This is a genomic window from Serratia sp. CY43202 (assembly GCF_052168755.1).
GTDB lineage: Bacteria > Pseudomonadota > Gammaproteobacteria > Enterobacterales > Enterobacteriaceae > Serratia > Serratia bockelmannii.
The window spans coordinates 45,784-64,448 of sequence record NZ_JBJNMB010000007.1 but is presented as its reverse complement, the minus strand read 5'-3'; the positions used below and the strand labels follow the sequence as shown (position 1 = coordinate 64,448).

Below are 18,665 nucleotides of genomic sequence, written 5' to 3'. Positions count from 1 at the left end.
CTCATCCTGCCGCGGGGTAATAGATCAGCGGCGGCGCATAGCCTTCGGGCGCCGCCAGCCGGGCCTCCACCCCGTATACCGCGCGAATGTGCTCCGGCGTCAGCGCCTGCTGCGGCGTGCCCGCCGCACAGATCCCGCCCCGCTGCAGCAGCGCGACCCGATCGCAATAACAGGCCGCCAGATTCAGATCGTGCAGCGTCACCACCACGCTGAGCTTCAGCCGCCGCAGCAATGCCATAAACTGCTGCTGATGAGCGATATCCAGGTGGTTGGCGGGTTCGTCCAGCAGCAGCCACGGCGTTTGCTGCGCCAGCGCGCGCGCCAGGTGCACCCGCTGCTGTTCACCGCCGGACAGCCGCTGCCAATCGCGATCGGCCAGGTGGCTGATGCCCACCTGCTCCATCGCCTGCCCGGCGAGGCGGCGATCCTCGGTACCAAAACCGCGCCAGCGGCCGATATGGGCCAGACGCCCCAACAATACCGCCTCCTTCACCGGCAGCGCGAAGGTGCCGGGGGCGGATTGCTCGAGAAAAGCGATGCGCCTGGCGCGTTCCCGCCCGGTAAACGCGGCGATCTCGCGCCCTTCCAGCCAAACGCGGCCGCCGCCGGCGGGCTGCAGCCCGGCCAGCAGCTTGAGCAGCGTGGATTTACCGCTGCCGTTGACGCCGAGCACGCCGGTGATCTCACCGGGCAAGGCGCAGAAACTGAGGTTTTCCAGCACCGTGCGCGCGCCCACTCGCCAACTTACCCCCTCGGCGCACAGACCGAATTGCGTTTTTTCAACCGTCATGCATTGACCTTCCGATACAGCAACAGCAGGAATACCGGCACTCCCAATAGCGCCGTCAACACGCCGACCGGCAGTTCGCGCGGGGCAAACAGCGTTCTGGCCAGCGTGTCCGCCGCCACGGCGAACAAAGCGCCGCACAGCGCGCTGGCCGGCAACAGCTGACGATGCCGCGAGCCGACCAGCCGCCGGGCGACGTGCGGCACCGTCAACCCGATAAACCCCACCGCGCCGCTGAACGCGACGATCGCCGCCGTTAGCGCGGTGGTCGCCACATACAGCAGCAGCTTCAGCGGGGCCACCGCCACCCCCAGCGAAGCGGCGGTCACGCCGCCGAACGCCAGCGCGTCCAACTCACCCGCCCGCAGCCAGCAAAGCAGCAGCGTCGCCGCCAGCGCCAGCCCGCACAGCCCGACCTGTGGCCAGCGCGCGTCGCTGAACGATCCCAGCAGCCAGAACATCACGCCGCGCGTGGCGTTGGCGTCTGCCTGCCAGAGGGTGATCAGCGAAGTCAGTGCGGAGAGCAGTTGCGTCACCGCCACCCCGGCCAGAATAAACAGCGTGGACTCCCCCTGCAGCGAACGCCCGGCCAGCAACATCACCAGCGCAAACGCCCCCAGCGCGCCGCTAAACGCCCCGCCGGACACCGACAGCAGGCCGCCCCCCAGCCCCAATACCAGCACCGTCACCGCCCCCACGCCCGCGCCGGAGGAGATCCCCAGCACCCAGGGATCGGCCAGCGGGTTGCGGGTCAGCGACTGCAGCACGGTGCCCGCCAACGCCAGCCCGGCACCGGCCACCGCCGCCAGCAGCGCGCGCGGCATCCGCAGCGACCAGATGATGCGCTGATACACCTCGGCATCGGTCGCCGCGCCGCCGCTGACGCCGAATACGATGCGCCAGGCGTCGTGCCACGCGATCGGCGCAGGCCCCGACAAGGTGGCGCTCAGCAGGGCCATCGGCAGCGCCGCCGCCAGCAACAGCAGCCAGCCGGCCTCACGGCCGGGCAGTAACCGCCGGCTCATGCTATTTCCAGCCTGCGATCACATAGTCGTCCAACAGCTGCCACACCGTCCCCGCCTCGCTGAAACCGGCCTGCCTGAGGGCCGCGAGCTGGAAATCCACCGGCGTCGGCGGCGGCACCGGGCGGCCGGCGAACAGCGCCTCACGCTCGGCCTGATAAGCGGCCAACGCCGGCAATTGCAGCGCGCTGGCGAACCAGCGATCCCAATCCTCGACGCCGTTGTCCCAGGCGCGTTGCTGGGTCTGCTCATCGTGCCGCTCGGCCAACGCCTTCAGCCGTGGCTGACGGTGGTCATAGCGCTGATGATCGGCATTGAGGAATACACCGCCGTCGGCCAACAGCCCGGCGACGTTGCGGTACAGCGCCAGTTGCTGCTCCGGCATCAGCCAGTGCAGCGCCGTGCTGGACACCGCCGCCTGCGGCGCGGGGCCGGACAGCGCGGAAAAACAGGCAGGATCCGCCAGATCGGCCTGCAGAATGCGGATCCGATCGCCATACTCCGCCAGTGCGCCGCGCGCCACCGCCAGCAGCAACGGATCGAGATCGATGGCGGTTACCCTGGCCTGCGGAAAGCGCTGCAAAATGCGCAGGCTCAGCGAGCCCGGACCACAGGCTAGATCCACCACGTGAAAATCCTGGCCGGCGGCCAGCGCCAGCACCTCCAGCTGGGCGTTAAAACGCGCTTCCCGCTCGGCGATGTAGGCCGCCTGCTGGCGATCCCAGGAGTCCAGCAGCGAAGATAATGAAACGGCTGTCATATCAAGGTTCCTTGTTGGAAAAAGTCGCAGCCTGCGGCGGCAAGGCCGCCAGGCCCCGAATCAAACGGCCCAGCGCCGCCACGGTGCGGGCGGAAGGGTCCATGTCGTAACCGGGGAGGATCACGTAGCGCCGCTGACGCACGGCGCGCAGCGTCGCGGTCAGCGGGTGATGCTCCAGAAAGGCGATCTTGTCCGCTGCGCTGTCGCCGAAGCCGCCGCGCGGCAGATCGCCAAGCACGATCGCATCCGGATCGCGGGCGGCGATAACCTCCCAGGATACCGTCGGCCACAGCTCAGGCCGATCGCCGAACAGGTTCTCGCTGCCGACGCTGCGGCTCAGCAAACCTGGTGCGCCGCAGCAGCCGGCCACGTAGGGCGTCTGCGTGCCGGCATACCACCACAGCAGACGTAAATGCGGCAGCGGCGCGCGCTGCGCCTCAAACGCCTGGAGTTGCCCACGTAGCCGCGCGATCGGCGCTTCACCGCCGCGGCTGACGTTGAAAATGCGCGCCAGCTCCCGCAGCTCGGTGAAGATGTCTTCAAACGTCAGCGCAGCGGCGATCGCGCTTTGCTGGCCGCTGCAGGCGCCGGGAGAGAGGTAAGTGCCGATGCCCCATTCCGCCAGCCGCGTCCGATCGGGCGTTTCCGGGCTGTGCAGCCAGTAATAGCTGGCCGAATAGACAAAATCCGGCCGCATCAGCAGCAACGCTTCCGCCGTGGGCGGCGCCGGGCTGGTGGGCGCCCGCAGCGCATCGGCCGACGCCGTCGGCGCGGGATCGCGCATGCGGTCATACCCGACCACGCCGATTGCACGGGCGGCCAGCCCCAGCGCCAGCAGGTTTTCCAGCGCCGGATTGGCATAAACCAGCACCCGCTGCGGCGGCTGCGGGTAATCGCGCGTGACCCCGCAATTTTGCAGGCTGACGCTATCAGCACGCAGCGGCACGCCCCCGCCCAACCCCAGGGCGCACAACAACAGGCAAAGCGATCGTTTCACGCCGTCAGAACCTGACCGACACGAAGGTTTCATAGCTGCGCGGCGGCGCGATCAGCGCCTGATCCGGGTAGGTGCGCTGATAGGCGTACAGCTGGTTGGTGGCGTTGCGAATGCGGAAACCGACATCGACGATCGGCGTCAGCTGATAATCCGCCGCCAGATCGAGCGTGGTGTACGCGCGCATCTTGCGCCGGTTGGCGTCGTCGTTATAACTGCTGCCGACGTAGCGCAGCGAAGAAGCCAGCCCCAGGCGCGCCGTCGCCTGATAATGCACGCTGAGGTTGGCGGTCCAGTCCGGGATATAGGCCGGGCGATTGCCGTTGTAGCTGCGCAGCGGGCTACCGCCGCGATAGTCGTCGTAGCGGGCGTGCGTGTAGGCGGCATTGCCGGCCAGCTCCCAACGATCGTCGGGACGCAGCACCACGCCAAGCTCGATGCCACGCGACGTCTGCCTGCCTACCGCGTTCAACGCATCCGGCCGCTGCGCGTCGGGCACAAACAGGTTGTCCTTGCGCAGTTCGTACAGCGCCAGCGTCGCCTCGCCCTTGTTCCCCCAGAACTGCCCTTTGGCGCCGGCCTCCCACTGGCGCGCTCGCGTCAGCGGCAGATCGGTCTGCGTTGGGCTGAGGAAGAACAGATCGTTGCCCGGCTCCTGACCGGTGGTGTAGTTGGCGTAGAGCGTGAGGTTATCGGTCAATGCATAGCTGGGGCCCAGGCTCCAGGTGCTGAAAACATAAGTGTGGGCGCGGCTCTCTTCCTGCGGCCCCTGGAAGCGCCAATCCATGTTCATATGGTTGTAGCGCAGCTGGCCCAGCAGCACTAAACGCTCGGTCAGGCTGAAGCGGTCTTCAAGAAAGGCGGCGTACTGATTCTGAGTGACGTGGCGCACCGGCGCACGCTGGCTGGCGGTGCCCTGAGCGAACGGCTCTCTGGGCGGCGCGCCGAGCGGCACGTCCTCGGAGCCGGGGAAACCGTTGGAGTAGTACTGAAAATGCCGCTTGCTCAGATCGAAGCCGACCAGTAACCGATTATCGAAACCGGCGATAGCGCGATCGAACACCAGCGAACTGCGGTTGCCGATCAGATCGTCGTCGTGCGCCAGAGCGCCGAAAGAGTCGCGGTTGACGTCGCCGGGCCGGGCCGCCGCCGCGACGCGGAAACGCTCGACGTTGCGCCATTCGCGAAAGCCGCTGTAGTAATAGAATTGGTTATGCCACTCCACTTCGGGCGTCATAAACCAGTCCAGACTGGCCTGAAATGCGGTGGCGTTGCTCTGGATACGGCTGTCGGTCAGGTTGTTGTAATTGATGTCGCGCAGCTCGCCGGCAATGCGCCCATTCAGCAGCGGCGTGCCGTAGTAAGGGTTGTTGGTGCGGTTGAGCATGCGGTCCAGGCTCAGCGTCAGCAGCGCATCGTCCGTCAATTTAAACAGCAGCGAGCCGGATACCCGCTTCTGCCGATCGCGTTCATACTGCACGTTGCTGCCGCTGTCGTTGCCGCTGACGTCCAACCGGTACGCCATCACATCGTCCACCAGCGCGCCGCCGGCACCCAGATGCAAACGCTGGCTGCGGTAGCTGCCGAGGCCATAATCGAGCTCGAACGGCTGCCGGTTGAAGGTCGGCCGCCGCGAGATCAGGTTGACGCTGCCGCCTGCGGCGCTCAGCCCGTTCAAGGCCGACCCCGGCCCACGCAGCACCTCGATGCTGTCGTAATGCGCCGGATCGCCCAGTTGCAGCGTACTGCCGGGCATCTCTACGCCGTTATACAGCCAGGCGATCGGCCGAAAACCGCGTGCGGAAAAGTTGTTGGACAACGTTGGCGAAGCGACGCCGGACAGACCGGTAGCGTGCTCGACGGCGGCGGCCAGCGAACGATCGCCCCGCTGTTGGATCGCCCGCGCGCTGATAATATCGACGCTGCGCGGCGTCTCCCGAGCGGTCAGCCCGATCTGCGAAGCGCTGCGGCTCACGGCGTTCAACGCATCGTAACGCCCGGCGGGGGCCGCCGCCTCCACGGTGAGCTGTTCTTCACACCCCGTGGCATTGCGGGCTTTATCGCAGTCGGCGGCGAAAGCCAGCGGCGCTGTCAGTGCGCCGCCGATCCATGCGGCGGCAAGGCATAAAGGTTTTTTGGGCGTGCCAAGACGCCGGCGTGTCGTACTCATGTGGAGCATCCCTGTGGTGAAATAAAAACCGGCCGCAGCCGGCGTAAAGCCTTATTGTTTTTCTGTTATGTTATATTATTACAATATTGCAATACCAGTCTTTATTGCCCCACTCTCCCACGCACGGCGTTTGGCGCTTTGCCGCCAAATCGGCGACAATAAGATTTTTGCCGCCGACAGGATGCGCTATGCAGGCCGAAATTCTTCTGACTCTCAAACTCCAGCAAAAGCTGTTCGCCGATCCGCGCCGCATCGCGCTGCTGAAACAGGTTCAGCACACTGGCTCCATCAGCCAGGGCGCCAAACTGGCGGGCATCAGCTACAAAAGCGCCTGGGACGCCATCAATGAGATGAACCAGCTGGCGGAACACACGGTGGTGGACCGCGCCACCGGCGGCAAAGGCGGCGGCGGCGCGCAGCTGACGCACTACGGTCAACGGCTGATCCAGCTGTATGACCTGCTGGGCCAGGTGCAGCAAAAGGCCTTCGACGTGTTGCAGCAGGACGATCTGCCGCTCGACAGCCTGCTGGCGGCCATCTCGCGCTTCTCGCTGCAAACCAGCGCGCGCAATCAGTTCTTCGGCACCGTGATCGAACGCGATCATCAGCAGGTGCAGCAGCACCTGGCGATTTTGTTGAACGACGGCACCACTCGCCTGACGGCGGCCATCACTCAGCAAAGCGCCGACCGGCTGCAGCTGACGCCCGGCAAAGAGGTGCTGGCGCTGATCAAAGCGCCCTGGGTGCGGTTAAGCGTCGAGACGGGGGAGCATACCGGTGCGGATAACGCGCTGGCGGGCGTGGTAGCCGGCATTCAGCCGGGGGCCGAACACAGCGAGGTGCTGGTGACGCTGGCGGGGGGCGAAACCCTGTGCGCCACCCTGACGACGGCGGAGTTGCAGCGCCTGCAGCTGAGCGTCGGTACCGCCGTACACGCCCTGTTCAACGCCGACCACGTGATTATCGCCACGTTGTGTTAAGCGCAACGTGATGTTGCGTTTTTGCTGATTGACATCACCGTGCAATGCGCCTATTTCTAAGGCAAATAATTGCAAAAAAAGGAACAGGTGATGTCGTCGTTGCACATTTCGCAAGGTTCATTCCGCTTAAGCGATACCCGTACCCTGACGCTGGATGCACTGGCGATCCAGGCCGGCGACAGCTGGGCCTTCGTCGGCGCCAACGGCAGCGGCAAATCCGCCCTGGCGCGCGCGCTGGCCGACGAACTGGTTCTGCTGAGCGGTGAACGCCGCAGCGACTTTCAGCATGCGGTGCGCATCTCCTTCGAACAGCTGCAAAAAATGGTCAGCGACGAGTGGCAACGCAACAACACCGACCTGCTCAGCGCGGACGAGGACGATACCGGCCGCACCGCGGCGGAGATCATTCAGGAAGAGGTGAAAGACGCCGCGCGCTGTGAGCGGCTAGCCGCGCAGTTCGGCATCACCGCCCTGCTGACCCGCCGCTTTAAATACCTCTCCACCGGCGAAACGCGCAAGACCCTGCTGTGCCGGGCGCTGATGCCCGAGCCTGACCTGCTGATCCTCGACGAACCCTTCGACGGGCTGGACGTGCACTCGCGCGCACAGCTCGCCGCGTTGCTGAGCGAGCTTTCCTCCCAGGGCCAGACCGTGGTGCTGGTGCTCAACCGGTTCGACGAAATACCGGATTTTGTCCGGCAGGTGGGCGTGCTGGCGGACTGCACCCTGACCAGCCGCGGGCCGCGCAGCCAGGTGATGGCGGACGCGCTGGTGGCGCAGCTGGCGCACAGCGAAAACCTCAGCGGGCTGGCGCTGCCGGAAACCGAGGATCCGACGCAAAAAGTAGCCCTGCCGACGGACCGGCCGCTGATCGTCCTGCGCGACGGCGTGGTCAGCTATAACGATCGGCCGATCCTCAATCACCTCAACTGGCAGGTTAACCCCGGCGAGCACTGGCAAATCATCGGCCCGAACGGCGCCGGCAAATCCACGCTGCTCAGCTTGATCACCGGCGATCATCCACAGGGCTACAGCAACGATCTGACGCTGTTCGGCCGCCGTCGCGGCAGCGGGGAAACCATCTGGGAGATCAAGCGCCATATCGGCTACGTCAGCAGCAGTCTGCATCTGGATTATCGCGTCAACACCAGCGTGCGCAACGTGGTGCTGTCGGGGTTCTTCGATTCGATCGGCATTTATCAGGCGGTCTCGGATCGTCAGCGGCAACTGACCGAGCAATGGCTGGCGCTGCTCGGGCTCGACGGCGCGCGCGGTGATGCCCCGTTCCATAGCCTTTCCTGGGGCCAACAGCGGCTGGCGCTGATCGCCCGTGCGCTGGTGAAACACCCGGCGCTGCTGATCCTCGACGAACCGCTGCAAGGGCTGGATCCGCTCAATCGCCAGCTGGTGCGCCGCTTCATCGACGTGCTGATCGGCCAGGGCGCCACCCAGTTGCTGTTCGTTTCGCACCATGCCGAAGACGCGCCGCAGTGCATCACTCACCGCCTCAGCTTCGTGCCCGACGGCGAGGGCGGCTACGGCTATCAACACCAGCGGCTGGAGGCGGCCTCCGCCTGAAGCGCGGCGTAAACATATCCGGCAACACTTCACCGCAGCACATCACATTTGGCCTTTTATCATAGAAAGAAAGAAGGCCATTTTCTGGAGACGCCATGTCCGCTGCGTTGATTATCATCGACCTGATCGAGGATCTGATCGGGCTCAAAGGGCGCGCCAACCACTGCCGCGAACAGGTGGTGGCGACCCACCTGCTCGCCAACGTCAATGCCGCCGCGGCCTACGCCCGGGTGCGAAAAATCCCGGTGATTTGGGTGCGGGTGGGATTCGCCGACGATTATCATGATATTCCCCCCCACTCGCCGCTGTTCAACCATTTGAAACAGATAGGCGCGCTGCGGCTTAACAGCCCGGGCTGCCGCTGGATGCCCGACCTGCATCAGGAAGAGAGCGATCTGCTGTTTGAAAAAACGGCGGTCAGCGCCTTCTCCGGTAACAATTTGTTAGCCTGGCTGCGGCAGCATCGGTGCCATCATCTGCTGCTGGCGGGCGTCAGCACGCCGCTCGCCATCGAGAGCACCGCGCGTCAGGCGCACGACGCCGGCTTTCAGGTGACCGTACTGCACGATCTGTGCGCAGCCCCTACGCAGGAGATCCACCAGCAGAGTCTGGATACCCTGCAAAACCTGGCCGAAATCACCCGTTCGCAGGCATGGATGAAAGGCTGACCCGCATCGCCGCCGATCGTGTGGGCCGGCATCATGCACGAATGCATCACTGCCCCGACCTTTAGCGTCATCCTGGTGTGCTACTATCCGCTCTAGCGCTCAATTTCGCCATCATCGCACGCCGCAAAGGCGCTGAGCGCCGTGTACATATTTTAAAGGGACATATTATGTGGGGCGTACTGGCTGCTTCGTTATTTTTCTTGCCGTTTAACCGGCTGATAGCCTGGGTGATCCTGGCCGCCTCGGCGGGTATGGGGCTTTATCATGGGGTACTGACGCCGCTCAGCCTGAGTTATATGCTGGCGATCGTAGCGCTAGCGGGGCTGCGTCACCATTTTCGCGCGCAGCGCAATCTGGCGATCGTGCTCGAAGGGTTGGTGGTCGCCGGCTGCGTGGCGCTGTTCTTGCATCTGGTGCCGGGCATCCACAACCAGCTGATGATCGACGGCGAAAGAGCCGGCCCGCTCAGCGCGCCGTTCACCATGTATTACAACTTCGATAAGGCGATGGTGCCCTTCCTGCTGTTCGCCTGCTTGCCCACGCTGTTTTCCGCCGAACGCGACGGCAACGCCGGCAGAGCGGGCTGGATTGCGCTGCTGCTGGCCGTGCCGGCGCTGTTGCTGCTGGCCGTAGCGCTGGGCGGCTTAAAAATCGAGCTGCATGCGCCCGCCTGGATCCTGCCTTTCGTGATGGCGAACCTGTTCTTCGTCTGCATGGCCGAGGAAGCGCTGTTTCGCGGCTACCTGCAACAGCGCCTCAGCCAGTGGCTAGGCGCCTGGCCGGCGCTGATCGTCGCCTCCCTGGTGTTCGGCGCCGCACATTTGGCGGGCGGTATGCTGATGGTGATCTTCGCAACCCTCGCCGGGGTGATCTACGGCCTGGCGTGGATGTGGAGCGGCCGTCTGTGGGTGCCGATTCTGTTCCATTTCGGGCTTAATCTGACCCATCTGCTGTTCTTCACCTACCCGCTGTATCAGCATTCTTAACGGCTGACGCCGGCAGAGAGCCCCTTTCTGCCGGCTGGTCGGGTGAAAACGCTATCACTAGCACCTCACCGTATGACCTCAATCATGCCGCCCCCTGCTTTTCTCCGCCCGTCCAGTGCTTTTCAATGAAGTGTAAACGATTCCATTTTTCGCGTTAGATCACCTTTTTACCGTCGCGAGCGTGCTATCTTTTTGCGCAATGACTTCTCCCTGTTCAGCAACGGGCGTATTAAAACGGTAATTGGAAGCGATTACACCCTTGTCGACGCCAATAAGGAACCGTATGACGGAATTTAACCCTATCGACCATCCGCACCGCCGCTTTAACCCGCTGAGCGGCCAGTGGGTGCTGGTCTCACCGCACCGCGCCAAGCGCCCCTGGCAGGGCCAGCAGGAGACTGTCCCCACGGAAACGCTGCCGGCGCACGATCCCGACTGTTTCCTGTGCCCGGGCAACGCGCGCGTCACCGGCGATCGCAATCCGGAATATCGCGGCACCTATGTCTTTACCAACGATTTCGCCGCACTGATGAGCGATACGCCGCCGGCGCCCGACAGCCACGATCCGCTGATGCGCAGCCAGAGCGCGCGCGGCGTCAGCCGGGTGATCTGCTTCTCTCCCGATCACAGCAAGACTCTGCCCGAACTGACGCTGCCGGCGCTGGAGCAGGTGGTCACCACCTGGCAGGCGCAAACCGAGGAGCTGGGCAAGCACTACCCCTGGGTGCAATTGTTCGAAAACAAAGGCGCGGCGATGGGCTGCTCCAACCCGCACCCGCACGGGCAGGTCTGGGCCAACAGTTTTCTGCCAAACGAGGCCGAGCGCGAAGATCGCCTGCAACACGACTATTTCCGGGAACATGCCTCCCCGCTGCTGCTGGATTATGCGCAGCGCGAGCTGGCCGCAGGCGAACGCATCGTGGTGAACACCGAACACTGGCTGGCGGTGGTGCCCTACTGGGCCGCCTGGCCGTTTGAAACGCTGCTGCTGCCGAAAACGGCGGTGCAGCGCATCACCGATCTCAGCGCGGCGCAGAGCCGCGATCTGGCGCTGGCGCTGAAGAAGCTGACCAGCCGCTACGACAACCTGTTCCAGTGTTCTTTCCCCTATTCGATGGGATGGCACGGCGCGCCGTTCAACGGCGCCGACAACCGACACTGGCAGCTGCACGCCCATTTCTATCCGCCGCTGCTGCGTTCAGCCAGCGTGCGTAAATTTATGGTCGGTTACGAGATGCTGGCGGAAACCCAGCGCGATCTGACCGCCGAACAGGCCGCAGAGCGTTTGCGCGCCGTCAGCGATATTCATTACCGTGAAGCCGGAGCCCAAGCATGAGCCTGAAACCGCTTACCCATTCCCTGTTTACCGAACACTTCGGCTACGCGCCGGCGTTGACCATCCAGGCGCCGGGGCGGGTGAATTTGATCGGCGAGCATACCGATTACAACGACGGCTTCGTGTTGCCCTGCGCCATCGATTACCAAACCGTCATCGCCTGCGCCAAGCGCGACGACCGCCAGATCCGCGTACTGGCCGCCGATTATCAGAATCAGCAGGATCAATTCTCGCTCGACGAGCCGATCGTCAACCACCCCGATCAGCGCTGGTCCGACTATGTGCGCGGCGTGGTGAAACATCTTCAGCGACGCAACCCCGATTTCGGCGGCGCGGATCTGGTGATCGCCGGCAATGTGCCGCAGGGCGCGGGGCTCAGCTCCTCCGCCGCGCTGGAAGTGGCGGTAGGCCAGGCGCTGCAGGCGCTCTATCAGCTGCCGCTGGACGGCGTGGCGCTGGCGCTGAACGGCCAGGAGGCGGAAAACCAGTTCGTCGGCTGCAACTGCGGCATCATGGACCAGCTGATCTCCGCGCTCGGCCGGCGCGACAGCGCTCTGCTGATCGACTGCCGCTCGCTGGAGACCCGTGCGGTGCCGATGCCGGACAGCGTCGCGGTAGTGATCATCAACTCCAATGTGCAGCGCGGGCTGGTGGACAGCGAGTACAACACCCGCCGCAAACAGTGTGAAGAAGCGGCTCGGTTCTTCGGCGTCAAGGCGCTGCGTGACGTCAGCCCGGAACAGTTTGAAGCACGTCAACATCAGTTGGATCCGTTGGTGGCCAAACGCGCGCGCCATGTCATCAGCGAGAATACCCGCACGCTGGCGGCGGCCGATGCGCTGGCGGCCGGCGATCTGCAACGCATGGGCCGGCTGATGGCGGAGTCCCACGCCTCGATGCGTGACGACTTCGAAATCACCGTGGCGCCAATCGATCGGTTGGTCGAGATTGTCAAAGCGACGATCGGCTCGCGCGGTGGCGTGCGCATGACCGGCGGCGGCTTTGGCGGTTGCATCGTCGCGCTGATGCCACAGGATCTCGTGGAGACGGTGCGTGCCGCCGTGGCGCACGAGTATCCGCGGCAAACCGGCGGATTACAGGAAACGTTCTATGTCTGCCAGGCTTCGCAGGGGGCCGGTACATGCTGACGATGAACACGGCAGCGGCGCCCGATGGGGAGCCTTATCAGCTGACGCAGCTGCAAAACGCCGCCGGCATGACGGTGACGCTGATGGACTGGGGCGCCACCTGGCTGTCCGCCGTCTTGCCGCTCAAATCCGGTGAAAAACGCGAACTGCTGCTCGGCTGCCGCAGCCCGGCAGACTACCCGCGCCAGGGCGCCTATCTGGGCGCCACCGTCGGCCGTTACGCCAACCGCATCGCCAACGCCAGCCTGCCCATCGATGGGACTCCCCATGCGCTGGCCGCCAATCAGGGCGTCCACCAGCTGCACGGCGGCCCCGACGGTTTTCATGCCCGCCGCTGGCGCCGGGTCCAGCAGGATGCGCAACAGGTCTGCTATGCGCTGCACTCGGCGGAGGGCGATCAGGGTTTCCCCGGCAATCTCGACGTGCAGGTCTGCTACCGTCTGACCCCGGATAATCGTTTGGAAATCAGCTATCTGGCACAGGTCGATCGCCCCTGCCCGGTCAACCTGACCAACCACGCCTATTTCAATCTGGACGGCGCCGGCACCGACGCCCGCGCCCAACGGCTGCAGCTGTTCGCCGATCGCTATCTGCCCGTCGACGCCGAGGGCCTTCCCTGCGCCGATCTGACGCCGGTGGACGACAGCGGCATGGATTTTCGTCAGCCGAAAACGCTGCTGCAGGATTTCCTGCGCGATCGCGACCAGCAGCGGGTAAAAGGCTACGATCACGCATTCTTGCTGCACCGCACCTGCGGCGCGCTGGAGAGCCCGGCAGCCCATTTGTGGTCCGCCGACGGCCAGGTGCAAATGAGCGTGTTCACCGACGCGCCTGCACTGCAACTCTACAGCGGCAATTTTCTGGCCGGCACGCCGGCGCGCGATGGCGGCAGCTACGCCAACCATGCCGGCGTGGCGCTGGAGAGCGAGTTTTTGCCGGACAGCCCGCACCATCCCGAGTGGCCGCAGCCGGACTGCTGGCTGCAACCGGGGAGTCGCTACCGCAGCGCCACGCATTATCAGTTTTATCCTATCTGACCCGCTACGCCCCTCGCCGTGCGGCCGGGGGCAATTTGTTATAAATGCTTACCTTTTAGCGCTATCCCCCTACCGGCGCCCACCTTCCCTTATTCCAAAGCGCGCACTACACTCAGGCTACCGTGATAAGCACAACGCCTTGTGCAACGTCACCATTTTCGGCCGATGGCGGCCAATCAATAGCTGAAGGAACACCTATGCGTCTGATTACTGCACTTCCATTGCTGGCGGGCTTAATGCTGAGCACCAATCTGATGGCGGCCGACGCGACGACGGCGACGAAAACGCCTTCTCCGGCGCAGGCCGCCCAACAGAAACGCATGACCGATTGCAACCAGCAGGCATCCACCAAATCGCTGAAAGGCGCCGATCGCTCCACCTTCATGAGCACCTGTCTGAAATCCGAAGGCTCCGCCGCGGCGGGCAAAACCCTGACGCCGCAGCAGCAGAAAATGAAAAGCTGCAACGCCGACGCCAAGACCAAGGATCTGAAGGGCGACGCGCGTAAAACCTTCATGAGCAACTGCCTGAAAAAATCGGCCTGATTTCCCCCACGCCACGGCGCGCCCGGAGCGATTTCGGCGCGCCGTTTCCCCCTCACAGCGCCAGCCTGAACGATTCAGCTTTTTCCTTTCGCCAGCCCTTACTTTGCGGCAAGAAATTGGCTATGGTTAGACACTATCGATTGCCGAGCCCCGGCCCGCGGCAATATAATGATTTTCGTTATCATTGAAATGTCAGATTATTAAGGAGTTAAGCTATGGCTGTAACTAAGCTGGTTCTGGTGCGTCACGGCGAAAGCCAGTGGAACCAAGAAAACCGCTTCACCGGTTGGTATGATGTTGATCTGTCCGACAAGGGCCGCACCGAAGCGAAAGCAGCAGGCAAGCTGTTGAAAGAAGAAGGTTTCACTTTCGACTTCGCTTACACCTCCGTACTGAAGCGCGCGATCCACACCCTGTGGAACATCCTCGACGAGCTGGATCAGGCCTGGTTGCCAACCGAAAAATCCTGGAAGCTGAACGAACGTCACTACGGCGCGCTGCAGGGTCTGAACAAAGCCGAAACCGCTGAAAAATACGGCGACGAGCAGGTGAAACAATGGCGTCGCGGCTTCGCGGTGACCCCGCCGGAGCTGACCAAAGAAGACGAACGTTACCCTGGCCACGATCCGCGCTACGCCTCGCTGAGCGAGCAAGAGCTGCCGCTGACCGAGAGCCTGGCGCTGACCATCGATCGCGTTATCCCTTACTGGGACGAAGAGATCCTGCCACGCATCAAGAGCGGCGAACGCGTGATCGTTGCAGCACACGGCAACTCGCTGCGCGCGCTGGTGAAATACCTGGATAACCTGAGCGAAGACGAAATCCTCGAACTGAACATCCCAACCGGCGTGCCGTTGGTGTATGAGTTCGATGAGAACTTCAAGCCAACCAAACGTTACTACCTGGGTAACGCCGACGAAATCGCTGCAAAAGCGGCCGCCGTGGCGAACCAGGGTAAAGCGAAGTAATTTCGCCCGTTAACGAAAAAGCCCCCGGTTTTCACCGGGGGCTTTTTTATTACTGTCGCGGCTGCTGCGCCATCGCCTCGTTCACCGCGTCCAGCCGTTCCTGCATCGCCGGATGGGTGCTGAGCCAGGCAGGCAGCGCCCAGTCATCGGTCTTTTCTCGTTCAGGCGCCTGCGCCAACGCGCGATAGATCGCCGCCATTTCCGCCAGCGAACGCCCCTGGCGCTGCATTTCCGCTATCGCAAACGCATCGGCCTCACGCTCCATCCCGCGAGAAAACTGCATCTCATTCACGAAGGACGCGGACTGCAGCAACGTGTCGCCGATGCCGCTGACGTCACCCGTCATCCACATCAGCGTCAACGCCACCAGTGACGAACGCACCAGCATGCGCATCGGATGACGATAAGCGTGATGCCCCATTTCGTGCAGCATCACCGCCGCCAAGCCATCGTCGTTTTTCGACAAAGTGACCAGCTCATCGCTGAGCACCAGCGTGCCGTCTGGCAACATAAAGGCGTTCGGCGCACCGGGCACCGCCATCAACTTCAGCGACAGCGGCGTGCGCTCCTGGCGCATCTCAGGCGGCATCACCTGCCGGAACAGCTGTTGCAACGCCTGCTGCCGCTCGGCCGGGAGTGCGGAGGGCGCGAAGCCGCTCTGGTCCAAAAACGTCTGTGTATGCTCGCCCAGCGTCTGTTCCACCGAGGTGGGGATGCGCATGGCGATCTCGCTGCTCGCCCACGGCAGCACCACGTAAACGTAAGCCACTACCGCCAGCAGCGTCATCAGCAGCGCCAGGGCAACGCCGCGTTTATGGCGTTCCAGCCGATGTACCCACCCCGGCGAACGACGCTGATAGAACCAGCGGCGAAAGGCCGCATCGTCATCCGGCACAAAGCGCGCACCGTCGCTAAAGGTGAGCGTCAGCGGAATATTGCCCAGCGCGGCAGAAACGGTGATGTCCGCCAGCGGGATGTAACGCTGTTCATCCTGCCGCTGCAGCGTCACGCCTTCGCCGCTTTCGTTCACCAGTAAACGGGCCGCCTCACGTGCGGCCCGCCCCGGCAATTGATAAGCGCCTTCAAGGATCATCGGCGCCTCAGAAGCTGCCGCCCAGATCCAGCGCCTGCACCGCTTCTTCGGCCACCGCGCTGTTGGCAGTTTCCTGATGCGCAGTAATGTTCAGCAGCGCCAAATCGCCTTCAACCGCCGTGCAGGCCGCCAGATAACGGGCATGGCGCACTTCCGCCACCGGCGCCGCCAAACCGAGCGAGAACAGGGTAATCAGGGTATTGGTGATCAACAATCCCATGTACGGCATCGTTTTCATTGAGGAATGCAGCTTGATGTCGCCGTTCAGCCTTGCCTGGTTAAACAGGTAGTTGCGTTGGGCGACAACCTGGTAACTGCTGGCCACCAGGGCGCCGATCAGCAGCACCACCATCATCAGCAGCAGGCTGCTGATATTGTCCAGCACCAGCACATCAATGGCTTCATTGGTCAACATGCCCATCAACACCATCTGATAGAGGGTAAGGAAGAACGAACCGATGCACACCAGCGCGACCAACATGAACGGCAGGAATATGAGCAGGCCAACCAAGGCAAATTTGATAAAGGCCGATTTCTTCAGTTCGGCAATAAACGGTGTCTTCCCGAAAAACAGGTTATTAACGTACAAGTCATGCTGCAGTGCGCTAATAATGCCGTTTACCGCCGCAAATGCCGGCACGGCCAAAATCAGCGTCAGCACCAGCATAAAAGCAATAGCGTTGATGCTGCCAAGACCGCTGCCAATGCCGAGCAAGACGATCAGACCGACATACAGCCCGATAATCAGCAATAACGGGCAGAACAGTAAAGCCCAATAGGCGCGCCCGGTGCGGCAGACATAATTAAAACGCACGCCGCGATAGCTCGACATAATCGCATTGTAACGCCAGCTGCGGATAACGATCCACGGCAACAGGGCAAGCAACACCAGCAAAGCCAGCAGCCCCAGCAGAGGCGTTATCGCCAGCAAGATATAAAACACGATGATGCCGCCGATCACCAACAGCCGCCCTTTCAGAATTTGCAGCGGTTGTGCATGATAATCGAAACGATCGCCGTCCAATTCCGTGTTGCCGTAAAAATAGCGACGACGACGCACCGTCGCCCAGGCGGAATAGATGCCCAGGGTCAGAGCCGTCAATAACGCGTTGACTAACCAAATAGCGAAGTACTCACCACCTTTCCCATGGAATTTAATCCGGTGCAGCCCCAGCGGCTGCGAGGTATTACTTGTCATAATTCTTTCGTCCTGAAAGGAATAGGTCATACCACTCCCCGCTTATTCGTCATGCGGAGTTTGTGGAATAAAAAAGCGTCTTATATAAGCACAATGCCGAGAGCGGTGACAATTATTCTTTTATTAAATAGGAATAATGCGAAGACGGTCGCTTAATGATTTAATAAGCCTATTGACTGTAGGCCTTAAATTGACAGGAGATATAAAAATTTAAGATAAATAGAAAAGGGCCCGCTGGCGAGCCCTTCTTTACGCGATTAACCGCGGCGCGCTTTCACCGCCGCCGCCAGATCGCGCAGCACGGTTTCGGTATCCTGCCAGCCGATGCAGCCGTCGGTGACGCTCTTGCCGTAAACCAGCGGTTCGCCGCTTTCGAGGCTCTGGTTGCCTTCCACCAGATGGCTTTCGATCATCACGCCGATAATCGCTTTTTCACCGCCGCCAATTTGCCCGCAAACATCGGCGCTCACGTCCATCTGCTTTTTGAACTGTTTGCTGCTGTTGGCATGGCTGAAGTCGATCATCACCTGCGCCGGCAGCCCGGCTTTGCTCAGACCGGCTTTGACGTCCTTCACGTGCGCCGCGCTGTAGTTCGGCTCTTTGCCGCCGCGCAGGATAATGTGGCAGTCGCCGTTGCCGCTGGTGTTAACAATCGCCGAGTGGCCCCATTTAGTCACCGAGAGGAAGCAGTGCGGCGCGCCGGCGGCGTTGATAGCGTCGATCGCCACCTTGATGGTGCCGTCGGTGCCGTTCTTGAAGCCGACCGGGCAAGAAAGGCCGGAAGCCAGCTCACGGTGCACCTGCGATTCCGTGGTGCGCGCGCCGATGGCGCCCCAGCTCATCAGATCCGCCAGGTACTGCGGCGTGATCATGTCGAGGAATTCGCCGGCGGCCGGCAGGCCGCTGTCGTTGATCTCCACCAGCAGCTTGCGCGCCAGGCGCAGGCCGTCGTTGATGTTGAAGCTGTTGTCCATTTGCGGATCGTTGATCAGGCCTTTCCAGCCCACGGTGGTGCGCGGTTTTTCGAAGTACACGCGCATCACCACTTCCAGCTCGCCGCTCAGTTCTTCACGCAGCGCCAGCAGGCGCCCCGCGTACTCTTTGGCGGCTTGGGTATCATGGATGGAGCAAGGGCCAATCACCACCAGCAGGCGATCGTCGCTGCCGCGGAGGATATTGTGAATTGCGCTGCGGGCCTGGGACACCGTCTTTGCCGCGCGTTCAGTGGCCGGGAATTTCTCCAGCAAAGCCACCGGCGGCAGGAGTTCCTTAATATCATTAATGCGTAAATCGTCGTTTTGGTAATTCATAGCTTTTCCATTCGGTATCGTGGGGTATTTCGCAGTGCGTAACGGTGTAGATCCCAACAATCTAGCCTGTGAGAATGGCGCTGTA

At 62.5% G+C, this 18,665-nt stretch carries 17 protein-coding genes; 9 read left to right on the top strand and 8 right to left on the bottom strand.

The genetic code is table 11. The annotated features are described in order from the left end of the window. Position 1: 1 nt before the first annotated feature. From ACJ8J5_RS15605 to ACJ8J5_RS15585, 5 genes are read right to left on the bottom strand one after another with little or no spacing between them, the layout of a single operon-like run. Positions 2-790 carry an ABC transporter ATP-binding protein gene (locus ACJ8J5_RS15605; RefSeq protein WP_049203781.1) on the bottom strand — a complete coding sequence of 263 codons (789 nt, stop codon included), beginning with the start codon at positions 788-790 and terminating at the stop codon, positions 2-4. Beyond that, positions 787-1,812, bottom strand: a complete 1,026-nt coding sequence (locus ACJ8J5_RS15600) for a FecCD family ABC transporter permease (RefSeq protein WP_147822915.1) — start codon at positions 1,810-1,812, stop codon at positions 787-789. Before ACJ8J5_RS15600 ends, ACJ8J5_RS15605 begins: the two co-directional genes overlap by 4 nt. A gap of 1 nt (position 1,813) precedes the next feature. After that, the gene (locus ACJ8J5_RS15595) at positions 1,814-2,569 is read right to left on the bottom strand and encodes a class I SAM-dependent methyltransferase (RefSeq protein WP_049208977.1); all 756 of its coding nucleotides are present in this window, start codon (positions 2,567-2,569) and stop codon (positions 1,814-1,816) included. A 1-nt stretch (position 2,570) separates the two neighbouring features. Then, positions 2,571-3,566 carry an ABC transporter substrate-binding protein gene (locus ACJ8J5_RS15590; protein ID WP_141997483.1) on the bottom strand — a complete coding sequence of 332 codons (996 nt, stop codon included), beginning with the start codon at positions 3,564-3,566 and terminating at the stop codon, positions 2,571-2,573. Between the two features lie 4 nt (positions 3,567-3,570). Next, positions 3,571-5,733: a TonB-dependent receptor gene (locus ACJ8J5_RS15585; RefSeq protein ID WP_414105073.1), complete on the bottom strand. Its 2,163-nt coding sequence runs from the start codon at positions 5,731-5,733 to the stop codon at positions 3,571-3,573. A 188-nt stretch (positions 5,734-5,921) separates the two neighbouring features. Between ACJ8J5_RS15585 and modE the strand changes: the two genes are divergently transcribed. From modE to gpmA, 9 genes are all read left to right on the top strand, one after another. Further along, entirely contained in the window at positions 5,922-6,713 is a 792-nt protein-coding gene (gene modE, locus ACJ8J5_RS15580; RefSeq protein ID WP_197780747.1) for a molybdenum-dependent transcriptional regulator, read from the top strand. Positions 6,714-6,803: 90 nt separating this feature from the next. Beyond that, entirely contained in the window at positions 6,804-8,291 is a 1,488-nt protein-coding gene (modF, locus tag ACJ8J5_RS15575; protein ID WP_043137183.1) for a molybdate ABC transporter ATP-binding protein ModF, read from the top strand. 95 nt (positions 8,292-8,386) lie between these two features. After that, positions 8,387-8,959, top strand: coding sequence for a cysteine hydrolase family protein (locus ACJ8J5_RS15570; protein ID WP_265536168.1), 573 nt, complete (start codon positions 8,387-8,389; stop codon positions 8,957-8,959). 167 nt (positions 8,960-9,126) lie between these two features. Then, the gene (locus tag ACJ8J5_RS15565) at positions 9,127-9,945 is read left to right on the top strand and encodes a CPBP family intramembrane glutamic endopeptidase (protein ID WP_265536169.1); all 819 of its coding nucleotides are present in this window, start codon (positions 9,127-9,129) and stop codon (positions 9,943-9,945) included. A 283-nt stretch (positions 9,946-10,228) separates the two neighbouring features. Further along, complete coding sequence (gene galT / locus ACJ8J5_RS15560; protein ID WP_060432606.1) at positions 10,229-11,281, top strand: galactose-1-phosphate uridylyltransferase; 1,053 nt, start codon at positions 10,229-10,231, stop codon at positions 11,279-11,281. Then, entirely contained in the window at positions 11,278-12,429 is a 1,152-nt protein-coding gene (galK, locus tag ACJ8J5_RS15555; protein ID WP_197825026.1) for a galactokinase, read from the top strand. Before galT ends, galK begins: the two co-directional genes overlap by 4 nt. Beyond that, on the top strand, positions 12,423-13,466 hold the full coding sequence (gene galM / locus ACJ8J5_RS15550; protein WP_414105072.1) for a galactose-1-epimerase: 1,044 nt from the start codon (positions 12,423-12,425) through the stop codon (positions 13,464-13,466). The genes galK and galM overlap by 7 nt, the downstream gene beginning before the upstream one ends. A 197-nt stretch (positions 13,467-13,663) precedes the next feature. Continuing rightward, on the top strand, positions 13,664-14,011 hold the full coding sequence (locus ACJ8J5_RS15545) for a PsiF family protein (RefSeq protein WP_025301896.1): 348 nt from the start codon (positions 13,664-13,666) through the stop codon (positions 14,009-14,011). 215 nt (positions 14,012-14,226) lie between these two features. Beyond that, entirely contained in the window at positions 14,227-14,979 is a 753-nt protein-coding gene (gene gpmA / locus ACJ8J5_RS15540) for a 2,3-diphosphoglycerate-dependent phosphoglycerate mutase (protein WP_016928714.1), read from the top strand. Positions 14,980-15,028: 49 nt separating this feature from the next. On the opposite strand, the gene ACJ8J5_RS15535 is transcribed toward gpmA, so the two are convergent. The 3 genes from ACJ8J5_RS15535 to aroG all read right to left on the bottom strand — a co-directional run bounded on the left by ACJ8J5_RS15535 (position 15,029) and on the right by aroG (position 18,580). Beyond that, positions 15,029-16,072, bottom strand: coding sequence for a M48 family metallopeptidase (locus ACJ8J5_RS15535; RefSeq protein ID WP_173889690.1), 1,044 nt, complete (start codon positions 16,070-16,072; stop codon positions 15,029-15,031). A 7-nt stretch (positions 16,073-16,079) separates the two neighbouring features. Beyond that, the gene (locus ACJ8J5_RS15530; RefSeq protein ID WP_025301894.1) at positions 16,080-17,270 is read right to left on the bottom strand and encodes a YjgN family protein; all 1,191 of its coding nucleotides are present in this window, start codon (positions 17,268-17,270) and stop codon (positions 16,080-16,082) included. Positions 17,271-17,527: 257 nt separating this feature from the next. Next, the gene (gene aroG, locus ACJ8J5_RS15525) at positions 17,528-18,580 is read right to left on the bottom strand and encodes a 3-deoxy-7-phosphoheptulonate synthase AroG (RefSeq protein WP_025301893.1); all 1,053 of its coding nucleotides are present in this window, start codon (positions 18,578-18,580) and stop codon (positions 17,528-17,530) included. Positions 18,581-18,665 lie beyond the last annotated feature (85 nt).